Genomic DNA, 24,788 nt, shown 5'->3' with positions numbered 1-24,788 from the left:
CCTCCTACATCCAATCCAAAATCTGAATCTTGCTTTCTTCCGTCCAAACGCCGACATCCCCTGTCGGATAAAGATATTCGCCTGTTTGATGTTTGAATGGATGCGGAATTTTATGCGCCTCCATCCAATCGGCTAGCTCTCCAAAAAGTGCTTTGATCTCTTTTGCACCGATAAAAACATCTCCAGGAAATCCAACCGGCATGAGCTGATGTTCTTCATTCAGGACATATATTTCCGTTTCATAGGCAGGATCATGTACGCCTGCATAAACTTCTTCTTGGTCTGGGTATAGCACGCTGACATGTGCGTTTTTCGCCCAATCACTGATCATCCGCTCTTTTTCCTCACTTGTCACAATGGTGAAGGAAGATAGCGGCGTATCCACTTGTTCTGTCATGGCTTCAAGGGTGTGAATCAGCTGCTCCATCAGCGTTTGTATTTGCTTTTCTGTATATTGATGTAAGTTGTATGTGATCCGAAGCTCCAGCGTATCTCCCGGCACTGCGACAAGGGTTAAGTCATAATTTGTTTCTTCATGACTGGCGATGTCCAAAATGCGTACGCCATACGGTTCAATGGATTCAATCGGATAGTTTTCAAACACGACAATGCTGTGAAACAATGCCTCACCATTTGGAATTTCCGTCATCTGCTGAATATCTGGCAGTACGGTATACTCGTATTCTCTCATCTGAAAAACGGTTTCCTGTGTATAGGCGAGCAATCGCGCAATCGTCCAGTCCGAATGGATCGAAAGACGAAGCGGCAATGTGTTAATAAAGAGCCCTGTCATGCTTTCCACTTCTGGTAAGTCGGCTGGCCGGCCAGATACGGTCACCCCAAATATGACATCCTCTGCGCCTGAATGAAGGTGCAAAAGCAGTCCCCACGCTGATTGAATCAGTGTGCTCAACGTGACCTTCTGCTTGCCTGTCATCTTCTCCAGCTTCTGCTGCATCTCTGGCGTCAATTTGACGCTGGACTGCGCCATGCTTACTTCTTGGTCTAAAGCATGTTCTTCGCCGTCTCCTGGAAGCGGTGTCGCTTCCTCTACGCCTGACATATAACGCTGCCAGAATTCTTGCGCCTTCTCTTGATCCTGCTTTTGCAGCCATTCGATAAAATCTTTATATGGACGGACTGTAGAAAGACTGATCTCTCGTTCGTCCACAAGAGAGCGATAAAGCGCAAAGGATTCCTGAATAAAGCTGAACAAACTCCATCCATCGATTAAAATGTGATGAAAACTAAAGACAAACGTGCATCTTTCCTCATCACAACGGAATAAAGCAATCCGAATCAGCGGTTCATCTATATGGTCTAAATTGAAATCCTTTGAACGATCAGATACTAAAAAGTGTTCGATTGTCTCTTCTTGCTCCTCGTCACTCAGGTGGCGCACATCGTGCTGAGTGAGGTGGATGCTTCCTTCTGATTGAATGAACTGAACAGGCTCCTTCAGCCCTTCCCAAGCGAATTTTGTTCTCAAAATGGAATGACGTTCTACAAGAAGATTCCAAGCTTGTTCATAGGCATCGCCGTTTGTTAAGCCTTGGAGCGTCATATGCACCTGACCAAAATAAGCTTGTGAGGCTTGATCTAGCAGTGCATGAAACAGCATTCCTTGCTGCATTGGAGACAGCGGATACACATCGACTACATTGTCTGGAAGTTCATCTATTTGCTTTTGCGTGAGCTGAACCATCGGAAAATCAGATGGTGTAAAGCCGCCGCTCGTTTCAACACAATGCATCAAGATGATCTCCATTTTTTCTTTAAAACGTTCAGGTAACAACCGCACCTCTTGATCTTGCAGCAGTTCACGATTGATCATAAAGTTCATCTGCAACTGACCATCTGTCACATATCCATACACATCGATCAAATGCTGTCTTTCTGCTTTCGGATCGTGAACATGTCCATTTCGCTCGTCTGCTATATACAGCTTGGCTTCGCCATCTGCCTGATCTAACTGACCGAGGTAATTAAAGCTCATCTGCGGCGTTACCGTTTTGAGTAAACGAGATTCTGTCATGTATTGAAGCAAACCATAGCCGATTCCCTTTTGCGGCACAGCTCGTAAGGTTTCTTTGACGTCTTTGATTTGTCTTGCAACATCGGTTTGTATAAAAGGAATAAAAATAGGATAAGAGCTTGTAAACCAGCCGACTGTCCGTGACAAATCCATCTGTTCAAATAAATCCTCGCGTCCATGCCCTTCTAACGTGATGAGCATTGGCTTTCCAATGGCTTGCGTGAGTCCTGCTAACAGTAAATCGTTAATCTCTGTTCGGTATGCTTGTGAGGCCTGTCTAAGTAACCTATCTGTTTGTTCCTTTGTGAGCTGAACCGACAGGATCTCTGCATGTTCTTCTATATTAGAAAGCGTAGGCAGTTGGAAAGGAGAACCTTCTTCCTCTTGATCCTTGATTTTTTGCCAAAAAGGGGCCTGCGCTTGTAATTGATCTGTTTGTGCATATTCATATAAGGCATCTGCCCACTGCTTATAGGAGGCGGTTTTTTTCGCAAATAGGATGTCCTGCCCCGTAGCAAGCTGTTTCAATCCATTTAGTACATCTTCTTGTATCATGCGCCATGATATGCCATCCATGACGAGATGGTGTGCAGCAATAAAGAGCTCAGACGTGTCTTCACCTGTATGAAAAAGAATCGCTTTGATCACTTCTCCGCGCTCTAATGACAATGTTCCTTGACAGGCACTTGTCTCCAAGCGGATTTGTTCCCGTGCTTCCTCCTGAGATACATCCGTCACATCAAAGAATGTGACACAAGGTGTGACACCAGGCTCATGAATGGTTTGAATCCATGTGCCATCTGCCTCTTTTGTATATATAGCTCTCAGCATATCGTGATGATCGACCAGTTTTGAAAGAACCTGTGTTAACTGTTCATGTGGAACAGATCGCTTCATTTCAATATGCGCCGATAGATTCCAATAATCTTGATTGGTCAACGATTGCTCAAAGAACCATGATTGAATCGGGAGAAGACGAACCTCTCCTGTCACAGGTGATTGATCATAGACTGTAGAGACCTCTGACTTTCTCATCGCTTGTGCGAGTTGTGAGATGGTCTGTTTTTCAAATACATCTCTCGGCTGGATGACGTAGCCTTCCTGTGCTAAACGTGCCACCATTTGTATGACAATAATAGAATCACCGCCAAGCTCAAAGTAGTTATCATGGACGCCAATAGAAGGAACGCCTAGCAGCTGAGACCACACTTTTTCTAACACACGTTCTTCCTCAGTAGCTGCTCTATCAATGGCTGTTTCTACTTCTTCTTGTCTCCACTCTGGCGGTGGAAGACGCTTTTGGTCTACCTTGCCATTTGGCGTGAGCGGTAATTCATCCAGCTCTATTAATAGGCTTGGCACCATATAATCTGGCAGAATGTCTTTTAAGTTATGGCGAATGTCTTGCGTGGTCATGCCGCCTTTTTGGACAAAATAACCGATCAATCGCTTATGACCACTCTCATGCTGATGCGGGATAACGGCACATTCTGTGATGTCATCAAATGTCAGCATAGCGGCTTCAATTTCTCCACATTCCACGCGGTGTCCGCGAATTTTCACTTGATGATCGATTCTTCCAAGACAGTCAATGATGCCATTTGACAGCCAGCGGCCCATATCGCCTGTTTTATATAAACGCGCTCCTTCTTGGAAAGGATGCGGGATAAATGATGATGCTGTTTTGTCTTCATCTCCAAGGTAACCAAGTGCTAGCCCTGTGCCGCCAACGTAAATTTCGCCGATGACACCTTGCGGAACTGGCTGCATTTGGTCATCTAATACATAAGCTTGTGAATAAGCAATAGGCTGTCCAATCGGGACCGTCGCCTGATCTTCTTCTAGTGCTCGAATGTGATGCACACAGGAGAACGTCGTATTCTCTGTTGGTCCATATCCATTTAAAAGCCCTTCAGGCAAATATGGTAGTGCTTTTCGGATATGAGCGGCTGATAAGGCATCTCCGCCGACCAATAATGCATGAAGTCCAGATAAAGCTTCTGGATGCTCTTCTGTTAAACGGTTGAACAGCGGCACAGTCAAGAACCCTGTTGTAATCTGATGAGTTTTTAGTGCTTCCGCTAATGTATCCATTGATAAAATGGTATTTCGATCCGTCAGTATGAGCCTTCCCCCGTTTAAAAGGGCTCCCCATATTTCATACGTAAATGCATCAAAAGAGAAGCTAGCGATTTGTAAAATGCGCGTTTGTTCATCAAGGGTGACATAGTCTGTTTCACACACAAGCCGGACGACCGCTTGATGCGGGATCAGTACTCCTTTTGGCTGTCCAGTTGACCCCGATGTGTAATTGATATAAGCAAGTCCATCAGGTCTTAGTGCAGCGGGCATGACCTCTGCTTCTGGTAAAAATTCTTCATACCCTTGATCAAGACAAATGAGTTCCGTTTGATGGATGGATACTTTTTTCAGCCATTCATTTTTTGTCAGTAAAAGCTGAATCCCTGTATCTCTCAGCATATAGTCAATGCGTGCATCTGGATATTCAGGATCAATTGGCACATAGGCCCCGCCTGCTTTCACAATGGCCAGCACCCCAAGAATCATTTCAGGCGATCTGTCGATGAGCAGTCCAACTGGTTCATGCGGCGTCACGCCTCGCTGCTGCAAATAGGCTGCTAGACGATCGACTTTCTCATGTAACTCTTGGTACGTCCACTCATCTCCCTGGAACTCGAGCGCCACTGCATGAGGTGTCTTTTTCACTTGCGCTTCAAATCGTTCCGTCATGAGTAACGGACCTTTTGGTTGATCAGTCTTTCCGCTCCATTCATAGAGCAATTGATGCTTTTCTTTCTCTGGCAGGAAATTCACTTGTCTGATCGGCAGCGCTGGATTTTCACAAATTCCTTCAAGCAGGTGCTCGTAGTATGCAAGGAATCGCTCCATCGTGTCATCAGAAAATAAATCCGCATGATACTCAAGTTTTAACTGAAGACCTTCAGCTCCTTCAAACACAAACAAAGAGAGATCAAATTTCGCTGTATCATTATCTTCAATGGCTAAAACTGACGTCGCCTCCCCCATTGGAGAAGCTTCAAGCGGTAGGTTTTGCAGAACAAACATAACTTGAAACAGCGGCTGCTTACTGGCATCACGGACAATATTCAATTCATCGACCACCATCTCAAACGGCACATCCTGATGTGCATAAGCACCGACGGTTGTCTCCTTCACTCGCTCTAATAATTCCGTAAAGGCTGGATTTCCGCTATGGTCGATCCGCAGGGCCAATGTATTCACGAAAAACCCGATTAAATGCTCCATTTCCGTTCGATTTCTCCCAGCAATGACCGAGCCAATGACAAACTCGTCCTGTGAAGACAATCGATGTAATAGAGTAGAGAAAGCCGACAGCAAGGTCATATACAGTGTGCTGTCTGTTTTCTTAGATAGCTCAGCAATCTTTTCAGACAGTGACTTCGACAGCTGATATGTTTTCGTCTTCCCTTTGTAGGATTGAACGGCCGGCCGCGGATGATCATACGGCAATACCAAATCTTCAACAGGTGCCGCAAATTGCTCCTTCCAATAGGCAAGCTGCTTACGTAATGGTTCTCCTGTCAAATACTCCTTCTGCCACAGTGCGTAATCCGCATATTGAATTGGCAGTGCCGGCAAGTGAGGCTCCCGCCCTTCGATCGCCGCTGTATACCACTCGGATAATTCTCTTGCAACAATGCCAATCGACCAGCCATCTGACACGATGTGGTGAATGGACATAAGCAAGATATGCTCTGCGGATGAAAGTCGAATCAGCTTCACTCGAAAGAGCGCTTCGTGTTCTAATTGAAAAGGTGTGGATGCCTCTTCTTTCGCCCATTCAGCCGCTTTTTGTTCTTTCTCTTCCTGTGACGCTATGCCTGAAAGGTCCATCACCTCAAGCTCTGGCAGGGCCATCTGTTCATGAATGACCTGTACCGGTTCATCCCCGCTCATCGTAAAGGACGTTCTGAGCGATTCATGTCTTTCCACCATATGATGCAGACTTTCCTGAAGCACCTTGATATCTAAAGGCCCGTTCATCCGAAAAGAAATCGTATTATTGTAAAATGGCAGATCCGGCTCTAATTGATAGAGGAACCACTGTCTTTGCTGGGCATAAGACATCGGAATGTCCTGACCCTTCTCCATTTTTCTCATCGGAATCACTTCATCTGCTTTGGCATTTGAATCGATCCAGTCTGCTAATTCTCCGAGTCTCGTATGTTCAAACAACACAGCAAGCGGCACGTCAAACCCTGTTTTTTGTCTAACCGCAGACAGCATTTGCGTCGCCTTCAGCGAATGACCTCCTAGTAGAAAGAAATGATCGCCGCAGTTGACATCTGAGACACCGAGCAGCTCTGACCAAATGTGTGCGAGCAGTTTCTCCGTTTCTGTGTGAGGTGCTCTGTTGTCTGAATCCATTCCGCTTTCCTCTATTAATTCATGAAAATATGCCTCGTCTGGCGTTCCATCTTCTGTTTCTTTCCAATATTCCTCAGGAAACAAATGCACGGCATATTCACCAGATAGACGGGACTGTAAACATGTATGAATCGATTGATACAGCCGCTCTTCCACCGCCTTTGTTTGATCAGTTTGGAAAAAGACGTAAAAGGTCTGCTCTGTTTGCATCTTCGCACCCGCATGGACCATCTCGTGAATCTCTTTCTTCGATCGATCCAATCCCGTATAAATGAGCGGAGCATCTGTCATCAGACATGCGAGCATCGTTTGGAAGCCTGCCTGCTTTGAAATTGGAAGATAACCTCTTTCTTTTAACATGCCTTTTATCATGGAGCCTTCACTCATGCCAATCTCGTCCCACATGCTGAAACTAAAGCAATATGGCTTCACTGTAGATGTCAGCTTCTGATAATGAGCAAACTGTTCCACGAACTCATTGGCAGCGCAATAGGCGCCGACAGTCATACCGCCCTTTAGCGTTCGGGCTGACGAGCTGGAAAGAAATAAAACATTCCTGCGTTTGGAGGCAGCTTCATGAAGCGCAATCGTTCCATATACCTTCGCTTCGTACATGTCATTCAGAGACACAGATGTCATATCAGCAAGCAGTTCTTCTTGAATAATACCTGCGAAATGAATGATGCCATCCAGCCTTCGATTTCCGGCGACCTCATGTCTAGAGATGATCGCTTCTACCTCTTTTTCAGCCGTGATGTCTGCTTTCTCATAAAGAACCTTGCCGCCATGCACTTTTGCCTGCTTTTCTAGCAAAGACAATGTCTCTTGCTGGTCACTAGAAAGTGCCTCTCTCTCTTTCCTTCCAAGCAACACGAGATGTGCTTGATAAGATGTCAGTAGGTGTTCACTGACTAAACGGCCAATTCCGCCTAGCCCGCCTGTTATGACATAAAGCCCAGATGATTCAAATGGCGGCTCTTTCCTTTTCTGTTCCTTTTCCAAATGAAGAGGTGCTAAAAAGGGAATATAACGAACACCTTGACGATAAGCAGCGACATGACAGTCTTGATCATGTGTGAGTTCTGCCATCATCGCCATTGCATGGGGATGTCTAGATACCGATTCTACTAGAGAAAAATCAAGACATTGCACCTTGATAAACGGCCATTCATGCTGAACTGCTGTCATCAGTCCGGCTGTCGTTGCTTTTTCTACATCGTGGATATGATCCCCCGGCACATTCATCGCATGGGCTGAGACAAAAGTGATGGCCACCTGCTCCTCATAGACGGAAATGGCTTTTGTTAAAAATAATGCACTCATGCTGCCCGTTTTCTGCGCTTGTTTTGCCTTGGCCACATAAAGCTTGTCTTCTTGGTTTGTATAGTTCCAAAGGTGAATGATGTGTTTCACCGAAACGCCATACGAACGGAGCGTCTCAAAGAGTTGTTCGTAGTCAGACGGCCGATTCGGGTGGATGATGAAGTGAGTGTGTGTGAGTTGTTTGAACGCTTGACCCGGTTCAACCGTAATGTATGTTTGTTCACTGTTTGCAAAAGATTTCAATTGATCTGCCAGTCCTAATGGATCTGCAAAGATCACAACGTCCCCTATGATCTGCTTGTCAGCTGCATCAAGTGGAGCAGGTATCCACTTCTTTTGATAACTCCAATCAGGCAAGGTATGTTCATTTTCAAGTCTCATGTCCATTTCCATGATCATTTCATCAAATTCGCCTTCTTGCCATCTTGTCTTGAGCTGTGCCCTTTCTATTTTTCCAGAGCTTGTTTTGGGAAATGCATGCTTCTGGACAGGAATGATGCGAGATGCAGACAAGCCCATTTTTGTTGCAATATGGGATTTAATGTGCTGACTTGCCCTCATAATATAAGCCGGCTCATACAGCTTCGGTGTAAAAAAGAGAATCAGTTCATCGGATGCAGAAGCCTCCATTCGGACAGAACAAGCAGCCACAAAGCTCGTTTCTACTCCCGGTACTTCCTCTGCTATGGCTTCAATTTCATAGTTGTGATAGTTTTTCCCGTTGATGATAATCATGTCTTTTTCTCTACCGGTTAGTGTCAGCCTTCCTTCGTGCAGGAAACCTAAATCACCCGTGTGAAACCAGCCATCCGCTTGAAATACTTCTTGATTCGCTTCGTCATTCCGGTAATAGCCCTTCATGGTGGTTGGACCTTTTATTTGCACACGGCCAATATGATCTTCTGGAAGAAGCTCATGCTGATGATTGACGATGCGTATCGTGATACCTGGAATCGGTTTGCCCAACTCTGTAAAGCTGACGGTTCCTGTCTCACGTGCTTCTGCAGGTCTTAGCTGCTCTGTCAGCGACGTTTCCTCAAAGGTCAGAACCCCGCTGTTTTCATCTCCACGCTCAATCGCAAAGGAAAACACAACCGCTGATGAGATTTCAGACATGCCGAAAGCCGGTCTGATCACATCTCCCTTTAAGCCGTGCGGAGCAAGCAGGTGTAGAAATCGGTGGATGGTTTTTGGCACGACCGCCTCTGCCCCATTGATCATGCAGGTCATCGCCGACAGATCCCAAGACCCTGATGAAATCTCTTTCTCATAATCATTGATCATCGCAAATGCAAAGTTAGGTGCCCACGTCTTCGTTGCACGGTAGCGGTCCATCCAGTCAAGCCACCGCAACGGCTGAGCGATAAAGTCATCCGTTCTTGCCCGAATCTGCTCGCAGCCTGTGTACACATTGACAAGGTGGAACATCACGATGCCACCAATATGATCTAAAGGCATCCAGTCTAATGAGACATCCTCTTGTGTAAATTGATTTGCTGCCACTGTTCCTTTGACGTTCGCCAGCACACTTCTATGGGAATGCTCTACACACTTTGGCATCCCTGTACTTCCAGACGTTAAGATAAAGAAGACGGAATCATCCGGCGCGGCAGGATGAGCGGCTGTATCTCTTTCTAATGTCAGCATCGGCTCAACTGCTGCGACACGTAATTGGTCTGTATGCCACAGTAAGGCTAACCCTTGCACCTCCTCGATCAGTGAGTCATCTGTTAGGATGAGCGGATGCTCGAGCAGCTTCCAAGCGTGATGAAGCTTCTTCACTGCAGCATTCATCTCCCGATAGGTTGGGGCAGCCGACACAAGCGTTGGAACAAATCCGCCTAATACACATGCCCAAAAGGCAGTGACCATGGCATGATTCGATGAGAATTGAAAGAAAACAGGATCGCCTGCCTTAAGCCCCATTGCCCTTAACCCAGTCAGAACCCTCTCGGCGTCTCCTTTCAACTGCGCATAAGATTGTGTGAGTTCGTTCTTGCTATTCACGATATACGTAAGCCCATTTGTCGTTTTTGCAGCCTCTGTTAAGACGTCCTGTAAGGTCTGTGCGCCTTCTGTGACATCGAGATCCCCTCCATAGGAAAGAGCGGGCGGCATGTCGGCCAAAGCAGGTACAGCCGTTTGCGTCTGTATCGCTTCCGCTGCGGCCTCCTGCTCAATGTGCTTGTCGAGAAATAAATGAGAGAGGTGATACGGCCGCGGTCGAATGGTTTTTTCACGTGAAAAAACAGCGAAGCGTTCGATTTCGTTGGTTTGTAAAATGGTTGTCTTTACATCTTGTAAAATCGCATCCATTGATTCATGTATACTCGTTTGGTTAATGGTTGATGGTTTCATATGAGTTCCTTTCCTTTTTTGTTAGGCAGGACTGCAAGGCTGCATCCTGCCTAATCTAAAGTTTACAAGACTCGTTCTCTATTTGTTTGATTGACAATATGTTTGATCAGCTTTGCATTTTGAGCTGCACATTCTTTCTGTTTGAACATATCAGCATGCTGACCATAGCCTTGGTATTGGGTAAAAGATCCGGCCGTTGCCTGTGTCCACTCTTCCATCCAGTCCGGGATCGCTATTTGTTCTTCAGATTGGATGAACGTAATATCTGCCTGTATTTTGCCTTGATTCACCCCCTTAACAAACGTTTCATAGTAGGCGCGCGTCTTTTGGGCAAGCGCTTCTTGAACGATCTCCCCTTGAGCAAGTTCGTTTTGTTTCGTTTGATGAACAATCGCTTCAATATCATCATCAATGGATCGTCCTTCTAAATCACTTTCTCCAATTTTCTTATAGGAATCGATCATGATGACTTTCTCGACTGTCCGTCCTACTTGTTCAAGCGCTTGAACAAGCTCAAAGGCGAGGTAACATCCGCCTGAGTACCCCATCAACGTCAGCGGCCCTTTTGGCTGAAGGTGCTGAATATGCTGAACGTACTGTGCCATTCGGTTATTCGTTTCAATAAAATCAAAGGCGATCAATCGGACATCATCAAGCGTTTTTGCTGCTTCCTGATAGATAAAGCCGTAGCCTGGTAATGGCGGAAGAGCAAAGACTGTTGATGATTGAGATTCATTGAATACAAGATAGCCAGCGGTTTCACCGTCCTGATGCTGAATATAACGACTAAGCGCTTCAATCGTCGGGGTCTCAAACAACAAATGAATCGGCACCTGAACCTCAAACTCTTTTGATACTTTGGACAAAAGAGACATCGCTTTTAAAGAATGTCCGCCAAGCTCAAAGAAATGGTCATCTGTGCTAATATCCTCTCGTTCAAGTACTTCTCGCCACATTACCAGCAGCTTTTGTTCCACTTCATTTGCGGGCAGTTTCACACGGCGGTTTCCTTGCGGTGCCTCTGGTTTTGGTAGCTGGCGTTTATCAACCTTCCCGTTTGGCGTAAGTGGGAGGTTCTCCAGTTCAATCAGCTCATGAGGCAGCATATAAGCTGGAAGACGCTCTTTCAGCCTTGATTTGATGTCATCGAGTTTGCCTTTCCATGCATCATCACACGTGATATAGGCAAGCAGCCTTGTATGATTGGTTTCATCATGATCCGCTAGGAGTACAGCTTGTTTTACACCTGGGTGCATGAGAAGGTTGGCTTCAATTTCTGTCAGTTCAATTCGGTGTCCTCGAATTTTCACCTGATCATCGAATCTACCTGCATACTCAATTAGACCGTCTTCTCGAAAATAGGCTAAATCCCCCGTGCGATACAGCCGCTCACCCGAAGCAAAAGGATGAGGAATAAACACTTGTTTTGTCAGATCAGGACGATTCAAATACCCTTTTGCCAGTCCTTTGCCGCTCAGACAAAGCTCTCCAACCAATCCAATCGGCTGAAGCTGCCTGTGCTCACTCAATATATAAGCGCCCGTCTGGTTGAGCGGCTTCCCAATTGGAATAGAATGTGCCTCTAAAGGGATCGCTTCATCTATCGGATAATATGTGGCAAAAACCGTTGATTCGGTTGGTCCGTATACGTTCAACAATCTGCCTTTTCCCATAACATCAAAGGCTTTTCTCACATGCTGAACCGATGCCCTCTCTCCCCCAAACAGCACCTTACGCACACCGCGCATCCAGTCTGTTCCTTCATCAACGAGAAGATGGAATAAAGCCGTTGGAACAAACATGACAGAAATATGCTCTCCTTTTATCAGCTCAGTGAGCTTCCCCATATCTAAAATGGTTTCTTTTTGCGGCAGGACAAGCTTTGCTCCGTTTAAAAGCGCACCATATACATCAAATGTAAAGCCATCAAATACGCTATTTGATAACGACAACAATGTATCTGTTTCTAAAATGGTTAAATAATTCGTATTTTTGACCACCCGGGCAATATTGGAATGGGTCGTCATGATGCCTTTTGGCTGTCCGGTTGTTCCAGATGTATACATGATGTATGCCGTATCATCTAAACCAGCTTCAAGTGGCAGATTCTCTGAGCTCATCAGTAAAATTTCTTGATCATCTGCAAAAAGATACGTGCCATCAAATGCGAGTGACCTCGTCTGATTGATAAAGGATGAATGAGTCAGAAGATGCGTCGCTCCGCTGTCTTTCAGCATATATTGGATACGGCTTTCTGGATAATCTGGATCAATCGGCACATAGGTGGCACCTGCTTTTAAGACAGCGAGTAAGCTGACAATGAGTTCAGGTGTCCGCTCTGCTAAAATGGCGGTCACCGTTTGATGACCCACCCCATTTTTTTGCAAATGCCTTGCCAGTCGATTGGCTTGTTCGTTCAGCTCCGCATATGTCATCGTGTGATCACCTGCTGATAATGCCACTGCATTCGGCTGTTTTCGGACATTATGCTCAAACCACTTTGTCAAATAAAGCTGATCATGCTCCAGCTCAGGTGCATTCCATTCCTCTAACATTCGCTGTTTTTCCTGCTTTGTCACAAGTGTCAGTGTATGAACTGACTGATCTGGATGTTTGATGGTCCCTTTGATCAAAAGGGTCAGCTGATCCTTTAATTTATGGACAAATGCAGGATCAAATGCACGCTGATTAAAGGCCAGCTTCAGCTGCAATTGTTCCCCAGGTGATGCAAGTAAATTGAGATCATAGTTCGATTTCTCATAGACATTCATGTCTTCTACTGTAAAGCCAAGCAGTGACTCCTGCTCGTCTTTCTTTGCAGCAGGGACATTCTCAAACACCACAATATGATCAATGAGCTGCTGCTGACCTGCCTTAGCCTGAATATCATAAATCGGGATATATTGGTGCGGTTCAGCCGCTAAAGACTGCTGCTGCGTCTCTGATAATAGAGAACGGAACGTCATTTGGTCTGTCAGCTGAATTCGTCTTGGAATGACATTGATGAACAACCCCACCATCCGGTCCACACCAGCTAAATCTGCCGGACGTCCTGACACAACCGTTCCAAACAACACATCGTTTGAGCGCTGATACCTGCTGAGTAAGATAGACCAAACCGATTGAAGCGCACTGCTTAACGTGGCATTCTGCTGCAAGGCTAACTCTGATAAAGCAGCTGTTTCTTCTTTACTCATGGCCCATTCGATTTCGCCTAATTCATGCTCATTTGTTTGCTTTCGCTGTTCTTTAAAAGTCGACTGCCCCTCAAAACCAGCCAAAGATTGCGTCCAATATTCAAGTGAGGCTTGTTTATCTTGTTTTTCCAGCCATTGAATATATTCTTTATATGGCTTGACTGGCTCCAGCCTGTAAGGGATGTCATGCAAAAGTGCATGATAAATCGCAAACAATTCCTGCACAACTAGGCCAAAACACCAGCCATCTAGAAGGATATGGTGATAGCTCCATATCCAGCGATAGCTTGAAGGACCCGTTTGAAAAACAGAGGCCCGCATGAGCAGATCCTTCGAGAGATCAAATCCTCTCAGCTGATCCTTTTGTTTAAAACGATCAATACGTTCAAGCTGTTCACTTTCAGAAAGATCCTGTATGTCCACAACATCAAGCTGGAAAGGTCGATTTTTTAATACAACTTGGACAGGACGCTTCACTTTTTCGTGGAGGAACACGGTACGAAAAATATCGTACCGTTCCACAATGATATTCATGCTTTTCTCAAGCAAATCATGCCGAAGTGTGCCCTTCACGTTCATATCCATTTGTTCTACATAAAAGCCTTTTTCTTGATGATGGAGGGTATGAAACAGCATTCCTTCTTGCATCGGTGACAGATAGTACATATCTTGAACTTGATCCCTTTTAAATTGACTCATCTATTTCATTCCTCCTTCCCCTTTTTCATGACTGATCTAGTGGTGTTAGGTCAATTTCTCCTCAAGCATGTCAAAGATATCGTCCATTTCATCCATTTCAAGGTCTGCAGCCGAGAAGTCACTTGGTGTAAATTCTCGCTCTTGATGCGCTAAGCAATGGGTGATGATGGATCTGATCTTCTCCTTCAACAATGCGATGAACTGCTGTATCGTTTGTTCTTCATATTCACTTGCACAATATGAGCACGACAGAATGAATTGATTGTGCTGAACAAGACCGCTGAGGTTCAGCTTATAAACAGCTTCAGATTCAGGGCTTGCTTGACGGCCCATATCATAGGTTGAGGGCCCAAAGAGTTCTGTCGTCACTTCCTGATCAATCTGCCCAAGATAGTTCAAGCTGATTTCAGGCTGCACGTGTTTGACTGACGGTTCGGATGGTGTCATGTATCTTAAAATACCGTAACCAATCCCTTTATTCGGTACACGCCGTAGCATCTCTTTCGTTCCTTTGATAGCGTCTGCAATGGTCTGATTCGGTTTCGCTTCAAGAACGACTGGATACATGCTCGTAAACCAGCCAACTGTGCGGGATATATCTAATCCTGATAAAATGTCCTCTCTTCCATGACCTTCAAGCTGTACATGTACATGAGATTGACCTGTCCATTCCTGAACGGCCAGCCCAAGCGCACATAGAAGAATATCATTCATTTCTGTTGTGTACGGAAGATGGATATTCGTTAACAGATGCTCGGTTTCTGCTTCTGTCAGCTGCATTTTGACCGCTTTCGTATCCGCGACTTTTCTTTCTTTTACTTCATGGTCAACAGGTAAAGTCGTAAACGGTCTATTTTCAATCGCTGCCCAATACTCCTTCTGGTTTTTTAGCAGCTGTGACTGCGCATATCGTTCAATCGCTTCTGCCCATTCTTTGAAAGAGTGCGTTTTTGGCGGCAGAACCATCGTTTCTCCTTTTTCTGCCTGATGATAAAGAGACATAAAGTCTTCTAGTAAAATCCGGCAAGAAACGCCGTCAATCACAAGATGATGTGTGATGATGAGTAAGTGATCACCGTTTTCTGTATGGAAACAAATCACTTTCATCAATGGACCCTTTTCAAGATTCAGTTGACGCTGATACTCATTGGCGTATGTGGAAATCGCCTGTTTCACATCTTGCGCTTTTGAAACATCACAAGAAATAATTGAAAATGGTTCTGTCAACTCCCGCTGATTGTATTGCAGCATGTCATCATGCTCCTGTCTGAACACCATGCGCAGTGCATCATGATGTGAGAGCAGTTTTTGCAGAACTTGTTCTGTGACAGCCAAGTCAAACCCTTTTGGTGCATGAAGCATCATTGAGAGATTCCAGTGGTGCTGGTGATCAAAGTTCCGTTCAAAGAACCAGCGCTGAATCGGTGTTAAAATGACCTCTCCTTCCACAGCTGACTGATCAGCTGTGAGAAGGTCCGCTTCTTCGATATATGGGCGAAGCTCCGCAATCGTTGGGTATTGGAAAAGCAGTTTCATATCGAGCTTCCAGCCTTCTTGCGTGAGTCTGCTTGCCATCTGGATGCCTTTAATCGAATCTCCGCCAAGGAAGAAGAAGTGGTCGTGAATACCAACTTGGCTGACGCCAAGTACATCTTCCCAAATGCCGCAAAGTAGTGCTTCCACTTCATCTCTTGGGGCTTCGTATGCTGTTTGATTCGCTTCCACATCAGGTGCTGGCAGTGCTTTGAGATCCACTTTGCCATTTGCCGTCATTGGCAGTTGGTCTAGCTTGATGATCCATGATGGCACCATATATTCAGGCAAGATGCGCTTTAAGCTTTCTTTCAGCGCAGCCGTTTCTGCATCTGTAATGACGTAAGCGACAAGAGCGTCTTGATCACTTGCGTCTTTGACCGTTGTCACGACGGCTTCTTTCACTTCATTTAGCGCAAGGAGCTGCGCTTCAATTTCTGATAGCTCAATACGGAATCCGCGGATGCTCACTTGATGGTCTTTTCTACCGAGATAGATCAGTTCGCCATCCTCTGTCCACTTCACCAAATCACCTGTACGGTACATGCGCTCTCCTGGATAAAACGGATCTGGGACAAACCGTTTGTCCGTTTCCTCTGGGAGATTCCAGTAGCCTCTTGCCAGTCCTTTCCCCGCAATCACGAGCTCACCCGGTACGCCTTGCGACGAGAGGTCATATAACGAACCCATAATGTAAAAACGAGTATTGGCAATCGCTGTTCCGATAGGAAGCGTGCCTTGATCTGGATCAATGATCCCGCTAGTCGCCACGACCGTATTTTCTGTTGGGCCATAGTTATTCACGAGTTTGTATGGAACGGGCTTCACCTGTTTCAGCTTGTCCCCACCTGTCAGTAAGTAACGGAGAGAATGATTGTCCATCGACATAAACTGCTCACATAGCTGTGTTGGCAGAAACGCAATGGTAATGCCTTCGTCATTGAAATACGTATTGAGCTTGATCATATCGAGGCGAATCGCTTCGTCGATGATATGGAGCTCTGCGCCGGCGATCCATGTCGGGAACATCTCCCAAATGGAGGCATCAAAGCCAAAGCCGGCATATTTGGCGGTTCGGTCTTGTTTCGTCACCTGAAAAGCATCATTGTGCCAAAAAGCAAGATTGACAAGAGACTGATGCTCGACCATGACACCCTTCGGCTGTCCAGTCGTTCCAGATGTGTAAATCATATAAGCGAGATCCGTTGGTTTGATAGGAACCTGAATCTCGTGCGCTTCTCCTTCTACTGCCTCTTCTATGAAGAGGGTATGACCTGTGAAAGAAGGTGGTGCAGTGAGCCCATTCTGAATCAGAAGGACCTCTGCCCCGCAATCTTCTAGCATATAAGCAATGCGCTGCGCTGGATAATCAGCATCAATCGGCACAAATGCCGCACCTGCCTTGAGAACTCCGAGAACAGCGGCTGTCATCTCGAGCGATGGACGCGTGAGAATGCCGATGCGGTCTCCCGGTTTTGTGCCACTGGACATAAGTCTTGCGGCGACTGTATTCGCCCGGTTGTTCAGTTCTTCATACGTCCAGCTTGTGCCGCAGAAAGTTGCGGCTTTATGATGAGTTACTTCCTGTGACTTCGCCTCAATCAATGCATGAACCGTTTGATCTGTCGGGACATCTAGGACAGGTCCGGACCATTCATCAAGCAGATGTCGCTCTTCTTCTTTTGTTAAGATGGAGATGGTTGAGATCGGCTGATTCAATTTCGCAAGCATTTCGTCTATGATTCGCTCAACATATTGACTCCATCGCTGAATGGTACTCTTTTTAAATAGTGCCGCTGCATATTCAAAGCGCAAGCCCACTTGATCTTGTTCCTCAAAGATGCCGAGCGTTAAATCAAACTTTGCCTGAACGGCTTCTTGCTGTTTGTGCGAAAGCGTAAGTCCATTCAATTCCGGTAACGTCAGATCACGCTCATCCGTTGTCATCATGACACTAAATAACGGGTTGCGACTCGTGTCTTTCGGAAGGTCTAACTGCGCGACCAAATCCTCAAATGGGAATCCTTGATGTTCATAAGCTGATAGATTGTGATCTCTTATTTTTTCTAGCAGATGCTCTGCAGTTTCTTCTAACTGAACGTCATGTCGAAGGGCCAGTGTATTCACAAACATGCCCGGAATCCGTTCGATTGACGCATGTGTACGTCCAGCCGTTACAGCACCTATGACGATGTCATGCTGCCCAGTCAATTTATGAAGGAGAATGACAAAGGCCGTTTGCATCACCATGTTCAAGCTCACATTTTTTTCAGCCATGAGCGCTTTGAGATGCTGCGCCTTTTCAGCAGACAGGCATCTATCAACCCGGTCTCCTGCAAATGACTGCACGCTAGGCCGCGGGAAATCAAGCGGAAGTGCCAAGTCTTCTGGTGGCTGTGCATATTGCTCCAGCCAATACTGCCGCTGTTTTTCAAGTGCTACTTGCTGCTCTTCCTCTTGCTGCCATACCGCATAATCCTTGTAGTGCAACTGAACTGGCGGTAACGTCTTATGCTCATACAACTCCGCTAATTCTTGAATGAGCAGACTGCGTGTCACCCCATCTGCGATGATATGGTGCATATCCATCATGAACACATATTTATCATCAGACAGCTTTGCCACTTTCGCCCTCATTAGAGGTGCTTGATGTAATGAGAATGGTGTCATGAAGTTGTCTACGACGGATTGTACCTGATCGCATTCTACTTCAACCATCTGTAACGTAAACGGCACACGGCGATAAATTTTTTGGACGGGACTCCCGTCAATTTCAACAAAGGCTGTCCGCAATGACTCATGTCTATCAATTAAAGCGTGAATCGCTCCTTCTAGCTGCTTCAGATCAAGGTTTCCTTCCATCATGAAAACGGCTGGCATATGGTAGGTGACGGATTCTGGATGCAGCTGCTGTAATACGTACATTCGCTTTTGTGCGGAAGAGACTGGATAGAAATCTTGCTTTTCCGCTGGCTGAATGGATGTAACGAGCGAAGCATCAGCTTCTTCCAAATAGGCAGCTATCGCCCGTATCGTTGGCTTTTCAAAAAGAACCTTGAGTGGAACATGCTGATTCAGTTTGGCTTGGATTTTCGAAATGAGCACCATGCCTTTCAGAGAATGCCCGCCTAATTCAAAGAAATGGTCATCAATGCCAACTTTCTCAATTCCAAGAACATCTGACCAAATATCACAAAGCGTCTGCTCAAGCGCTGTTTCTGGTGCTGCATGTGCCGTGCGGTTCATATGTGCCTCATGAGGAAGCGGCAGAGATTTCGCATCCACTTTTCCGTTTTGCGTCAGCGGAATATGATCCACTTTGACAAAATAAGTAGGAATCATGTAATCCGGCAGTGTCTCTGAAAGCTTTTCTCTAAATGTCAGCGTTCCAATGTGATCAGGTGCTGTATAATATAACGCCAGCTCCGGTAAACGAGATGTGTTGATCACTTTGACATACACTTTTTGAATGGTTGAAAGGGCACGTACGGCATGCTCAATTTCTTGTTTCTCAATTCGATAGCCGCGAATTTTCACTTGATCGTCTACTCTTCCAAGGAATTCAATCTCCCCATTTGCATGCTGTCTGACCAAATCTCCCGTTCGATACATCCGCTCTTGAGGGAAATAAGGATTTTCAAGAAAACGCTCTGCTGTTAATTCAGGCTGATTCAAATAACCTTTTGAAACACCATCACCTGAAATGTAGAGCTCACCCGGTGCGCCATAAGGGACAAGACGCTGCTGGCGATTGCATACGAGCGCTCTTGTATGAGCAATAGGCTTTCCGATGATAGAACGCTCCTTTAAAGCGTCCAGCTCATGCGGTGTCATTAGCTTGCTCACTGTACCAATCGTTGTTTCTGTCGGACCGTAATGGTTCATCACTGCCACACATGGATGCTGCTTCATAAATGTTTCAACATCTTCAGAGACAATCGGTTCTCCTCCCAATACCACAAGCCGTAAAGCGTCAAATGTATAACCCTTTGAATCTGCCATCATATGAAATAAGGATGGTGTCATTTTGATATAAGTCAGCTCTTGTTCATCAATAAAACGCATGAGACGTACAGGGTCTGTATACACGTCTTCACGAGGAATATAGAGTGTCCCGCCTGCTTTTAGAACCGGGAAAATGCTTGTGTAACCAAGGTCGTATGCATAAGAAGACAGGAGTGCCGTTCGATCGCATTCTTGTAAAGTCACTTCATGTGTCAACCAATTGACGTAGTGTGATAGATTACGATGCGTGAGCTGTACACCCTTTGGCTTCCCTGTTGTTCCAGATGTGTAAATCACATAAGCCAGTTGATCAACCGATACGTCCGGCAGGTCTAGAGAATCGTTTCGTTGGACGGCTTTCTCCACATGTACGACCTGAATCGACTTGAGATACTGATAGGAATCGCCAAGAGACTCATTTGCCACGATGACTTTTGCCCCTGAATCTTTTAGTGTGTAACGAATACGTTCCGCAGGAAAAGCTGGATCAATTGGTACAAATGCACCGCCTGCTTTCATTACACCTAGCATCGAGACAATGACATAGACAGAGCGATCAAGAATAAGCGCGACTGTGCTTTCTTTCTCTACGCCTTGCATCTTCAGCTCACTGCAAAGAGCATTGGACATGCGATCCAGTTCGCAGTAGGTGAGCTTCCTTTCACCATCCATCACCGCAATGGCATCAGGCGTTTCCATGGCTTGCCTTGAAAATTGCACATGATACGGCTCATGTTGACCTGTTTGTTCTCCATCCCTTTTCTCCAGCCGCTCCATTTGCTCATGCTGATCCAAGAGATTGAACAAGCCAATTTGTTCATGCGGATGCTGGACCGCCTCACGAATAATCGCAAGCAGATGTGTTCCGAACCGGCGGATGGTTTCCTCTTTAAATAATGCCGTTGCATAGTCTAGGCTTAGTTTTATTTCTCCCTCACGTTCAAATGCTTCTAGAGACAGATCAAATTTGACGGATCGGTGCTGTATTGCATAAGGCGAAATGTTCAGATCGCCGAGCTTTAGTGCAGGAACATCCATGTTCTGCATATTAAACGAAACACTAAAGAGCGGGCTTCGGGTTGTATCACGATCAAGTGGCAGACGCGCGATTAACTCTTCGAGCGGATAGCTTTGATGTGCAAAAGCATCTACACTCGTTTCTTTTATTTCTTCAAGCAGCTGTATAAATGACTTTGTTTGTTCCGGTTTCCCGCGCATCGCAATGGTATTGATGAACATCCCCGGCATGTCCTGAATATCTGGATGTGTTCGCCCCGCAACAGGAGATCCGACAATGATATCTTCCTGTCCGCTGTAGGAAGCGAGCAGTACTTGAAATGCAGATAACAAGAACATGTACAGCGTCGTATCTGTATTCTTGAGCAGCTCATGAATACGCTGAGTTGTCGCTTGATCACAGCCAAACATCACCCGTTCTCCAGAAAAATCACGTTCCACGGGACGTGGGTAGTCTGTCGGCAAATCTAAAACCGGTATATCTCCTTCGTATTGCTTCAGCCAATACGTTTCATGCGCACGTTGTTTCTCTGTTTCTTCTTCACTTAACTGCCAGACAGCGTAATCTTTATAATGAATGGCTCTTTCTGCAAGTGCCTCTCCATCATAGGCTTTCGCCAAATCCTGAATGAACGTCTTCATGGAACTGCCATCTGTAATGAGGTGATGTGCTTCCAAGACTAATAGATGACGATCATGACTCACTTTGAGCAGTTGTGCCCGCAGGAGGGGAGCGGCTGTCAAATCAAACGGCGCCTGACGTTCAGCAAGAAATGCCTCGGCCTCTTCTTCCTTTACATCATGGACAGGGAGATCAAATGCCGCTCGTTCATGTACCCTTTGGACGATGTTCTCGCCTTTCATATGAAAACTCGTTCTCAAGATTTCATGCGTTTGAATCAACTCATCAAATGCTGAGGTGAGCCGCTGATGATCGAGCGTACCTTCAAGCGTTAAGACGATCGGAATATGATAGTTCGTACTCTTAGGTTCAAGTGTTTGTAAAATGTATAAGCGCCGCTGAGCTGGTGACACTGGATAGTCCTCCGCCTTCGCTGCGGGTAAGATCGGATGTCCTTGTTCTTCTTGACCGCCCTGGTCAATGTATGACGCAAGCGATCGAACCGTTGGCTTTTCGAATATCACTTGAATCGGAACTTCCTTTTGGAACACTTCTTGGATTTTGGCTGACATCATCATTGCTTTGAGTGAATGTCCGCCAGTCATGAAGAAATGCTCATCTATTCCCACCGCTTTCCCAAGCAGCTCCTCCCAAATTTGAGCAAGCGCCTTTTCCGTCTCGGTTTCAGGTGGAATGATCATGATTTCTTCACGATCAGCTACGTCAGGCGTTGGTAAAGCTTTTCGATCGACCTTTCCGTTTGCGGTAAGCGGAAAAGCATCTAGCTTCATGACGTGATGAGGTACCATATATGCTGGCAGTGCTTGATGAAATAGAGCCCTCACTTCTTCTTCTGTGATCGTTCCCGTATAGTAAGCGGTCATTTCTTTTTCTTCTGAAGGAGACGCATGGATGAGCACAACCGCATCATCGATCCCTGTCTCTTGTTGAAGAACCGTTTCAATTTCACCGAGCTCAATACGGAAGCCGCGGATTTTCACTTGATCATCTGTCCGTCCGAGGAATTCGATTTGACCATTTGAACCGTACCTAGCCAAATCTCCTGTTCGATACAAACGCCCTTCTGCCTTGAAAGGATCAGCGATAAATGCTTGCTTTGTTAATTCTGGACGATGGAGATATCCTCTTGAGACACCGTCTCCGCCGACATACAGCTCTCCTGGCGCGCCAATTGGCTGAAGTCTTTGATTGTCATCTAAAATGTAAGCGGTCGAATGATTGATCGGCTGACCAATTGGAATCGTGCCCGTTTCATCCCCTCTCACCTCATAAATGGTTGAGATGGTGGTGTTTTCTGTTGGGCCATACGCATTCAGTAAAACAAGTGATGGATGGTTTTTCTTCACAAGCTCTGCACTTTTCACATTGATCACATCACCGCCTGTGATCAATTTGGACAATCCTTTAAACATATGCGGCCGCTGCTGAGCGAGTTGATTAAACAAACCTGTCGTTAAAAAGAGCGCCGAGATTTGATTCGTTTGGATAAATCGTTCCAACCGGTTGATGTCTAATAACGTGTCACGGTCAACAGGATAAAGCGTTGCACCGTTCAGCAGTGTTGTAAAGATTTCAAAGGTAATGGCATCAAAGCTGACTGCTCCTGTATGTGCCATACGATCCGACTTGTTCAAGCCCAGTGTCTCCTGAGAACATGCCAATCTGACAATATGCTGATGCTCAATTTGAACACCTTTTGGCTGACCGGTTGACCCCGACGTGTACATGATATATGCCAATTGCGAAGGAGAGGTCTCGACTTCCAATGGTACGATTGACTGATTCGATATGTCTGACACATGAACGGCTTGGATGCTTTCATGAACTGGCGGCTGGCTGTCCGCATAGAGCAACACGGATGCACCGCTGTCTTCAAGCATAAAGCGGATTCTCTCCTCTGGCTGGGCTGGATCAATTGGTACATAAGCAGCCCCTGCTTGAAGAACCGCTAAAATGGCGATCACTGCTTCAGCAGATCGATTCATATACACTGCGACGGCATCTTCTTGTTTCACTCCGCTATCAATCAAATGTCCCGCAACACGATGGATTTCTTGGCCGAGTTCTTCATAGGTGAATGCCCGCTCTCCTTCGACTAACGCCAGATGGTCTGGCTGCGTTTGAATGCGTTCTTTCAGAAGCTCAGGAATAGACAGATGCTTTGGATAATCTCGTTCTGTCTTGTTCCATGCTTCAATCTGCTGTTTTTCTTCTTCAGTGATACACGTCACGTCATGAAGGCGAACTTCCGGATTTTCGATGATCTGCTTCATGAGGTTGGTCAGGTGTTTCGATATTTTTTCAATGACCTCTTCTTCAAAAGCCACCGCATTGTATTTGATTTTCAATGTCCATGTTTCACCTGGATATACAAGGACATTTAGATCGAAATTCGTTTGTTCAAATCCGTCTTTTACATCAATGGAAAACCCTAGACGTTCCGACATGGTGTCACCAGATAGCTCTTGATCTAAAGGATAGTTCTCAAACCCGACCAAGTGATCGAAGAGTTGTCCTCCTGCAGCTGCCTGTTGCTGAATGTCATAAAGCGGCATAAAATCATAGTTTTCCGCTTCCAGCGCATGCTGCTGAACTTTTTGAAACAGCTGTTTGAAGGTGTCTTCCTGATTCATTTCTACCCTGACCGGTATTGTATTGATAAAAAGCCCTGCCATCTGTTCTATCCCAGCCACACTTGGCGGCCTTCCAGATACGACTGTTCCGAAAGTGACATCATGTGCCGCATGGTAAGTGCCTAAAAGAACCGACCAAACAGCCTGGAATAGATTTGGTGCTGTCACTTGGCAATTTCTTGCGATCTCTTGAATGCTTCTGACCATTTCAGCATCCCATGTGAACGTCCATTCCTGATGGTCATATTGTCCGTTCGCTTCTTTTTGCTGCAAAAGCCCTTGATGCTGAACCGCACCGTCTAAGCGATCCTTCCAATAGCCTTCCGCTGCTTGTTGATTTTGCTTGCCAAGCCACTGGATATAATCTGCATAAGGTTTTCCTTGTGAGCGATCCGGCGTTTTGCCGTTCCGATAAGATTCGTAGTAATGAAACAATTTTTTCATCAAAACTCCCATGGACCAACCATCCATGATGATGTGATGGTTGCTCCAAATGAGATGCCAGTTTGTTTCATTCAGTTGAAAAACAGCGACCTTCAATAACAAATCATTCGTTAAATGGAAGCCTTGCTTTCTCACTTGCTTTTTATATTGATCTAGTACCTTTTGCTGTTCCTGATGATTCAGGTGAGATAGATTCTTTCTATACACATCTAGATTGCGCTCTGCCAGTACAACCTGTCGAGGCTTCTGTAATTGCTGATAGACAAAGGCTGTACGGAGAATGTCATATGTGCCGATGAGCTCATTGAGACTTTTTTCAAAAAGATCGAGATCAAACTTCCCTCTTATTCCAAGCTCCAGCTGTGTGAAATAAGAGGACGAATTAGGATCTAGCATGGCATGATATAACATGCCTTCTTGCATTGGTGTTAAAGGATATACCTTTTGAATCTTCTGTTTGCTCATAGTCC

Annotated in this window: 3 protein-coding genes; all 3 read right to left on the bottom strand. The window is 45.7% G+C overall.

Translation table 11 applies throughout. From position 1 onward, the window contains the following. Nucleotides 1-4: 4 nt before the first annotated feature. The 3 genes from FBF75_RS15870 to FBF75_RS15860 all read right to left on the bottom strand — a co-directional run bounded on the left by FBF75_RS15870 (nt 5) and on the right by FBF75_RS15860 (nt 24,783). Nucleotides 5-10,147: a non-ribosomal peptide synthetase gene (locus tag FBF75_RS15870; protein WP_136944915.1), complete on the bottom strand. Its 10,143-nt coding sequence runs from the start codon at nt 10,145-10,147 to the stop codon at nt 5-7. A gap of 62 nt (nt 10,148-10,209) precedes the next feature. After that, nucleotides 10,210-14,043 (bottom strand): non-ribosomal peptide synthetase, encoded by a 3,834-nt coding sequence (locus FBF75_RS15865; RefSeq protein WP_136944914.1) that lies wholly within the window; start codon nt 14,041-14,043, stop codon nt 10,210-10,212. A 45-nt stretch (nt 14,044-14,088) separates the two neighbouring features. Then, on the bottom strand, nt 14,089-24,783 hold the full coding sequence (locus tag FBF75_RS15860) for a non-ribosomal peptide synthetase (RefSeq protein WP_136944913.1): 10,695 nt from the start codon (nt 24,781-24,783) through the stop codon (nt 14,089-14,091). Nucleotides 24,784-24,788: the final 5 nt, after the last annotated feature.

Source organism: Bacillus sp. S2(2019) (assembly GCF_005144805.1).
GTDB classification, from domain to species: Bacteria; Bacillota; Bacilli; order Bacillales; family Bacillaceae; genus Bacillus; species Bacillus altitudinis.
The sequence above is the reverse complement of the archived record's forward strand: the minus strand, read 5'-3'. Positions and strand labels throughout refer to the sequence as shown.

Excerpts from the sequence above, each read along its gene's own strand:
- FBF75_RS15870 (WP_136944915.1), bottom strand. The coding sequence starts at position 10,147 with ATGAAACCATCAACCATTAACCAAACGAGTATACATGAATCAATGGAT.
- FBF75_RS15865 (WP_136944914.1), bottom strand. The coding sequence starts at position 14,043 with ATGAGTCAATTTAAAAGGGATCAAGTTCAAGATATGTACTATCTGTCA.
- FBF75_RS15860 (WP_136944913.1), bottom strand. The coding sequence starts at position 24,783 with ATGAGCAAACAGAAGATTCAAAAGGTATATCCTTTAACACCAATGCAA.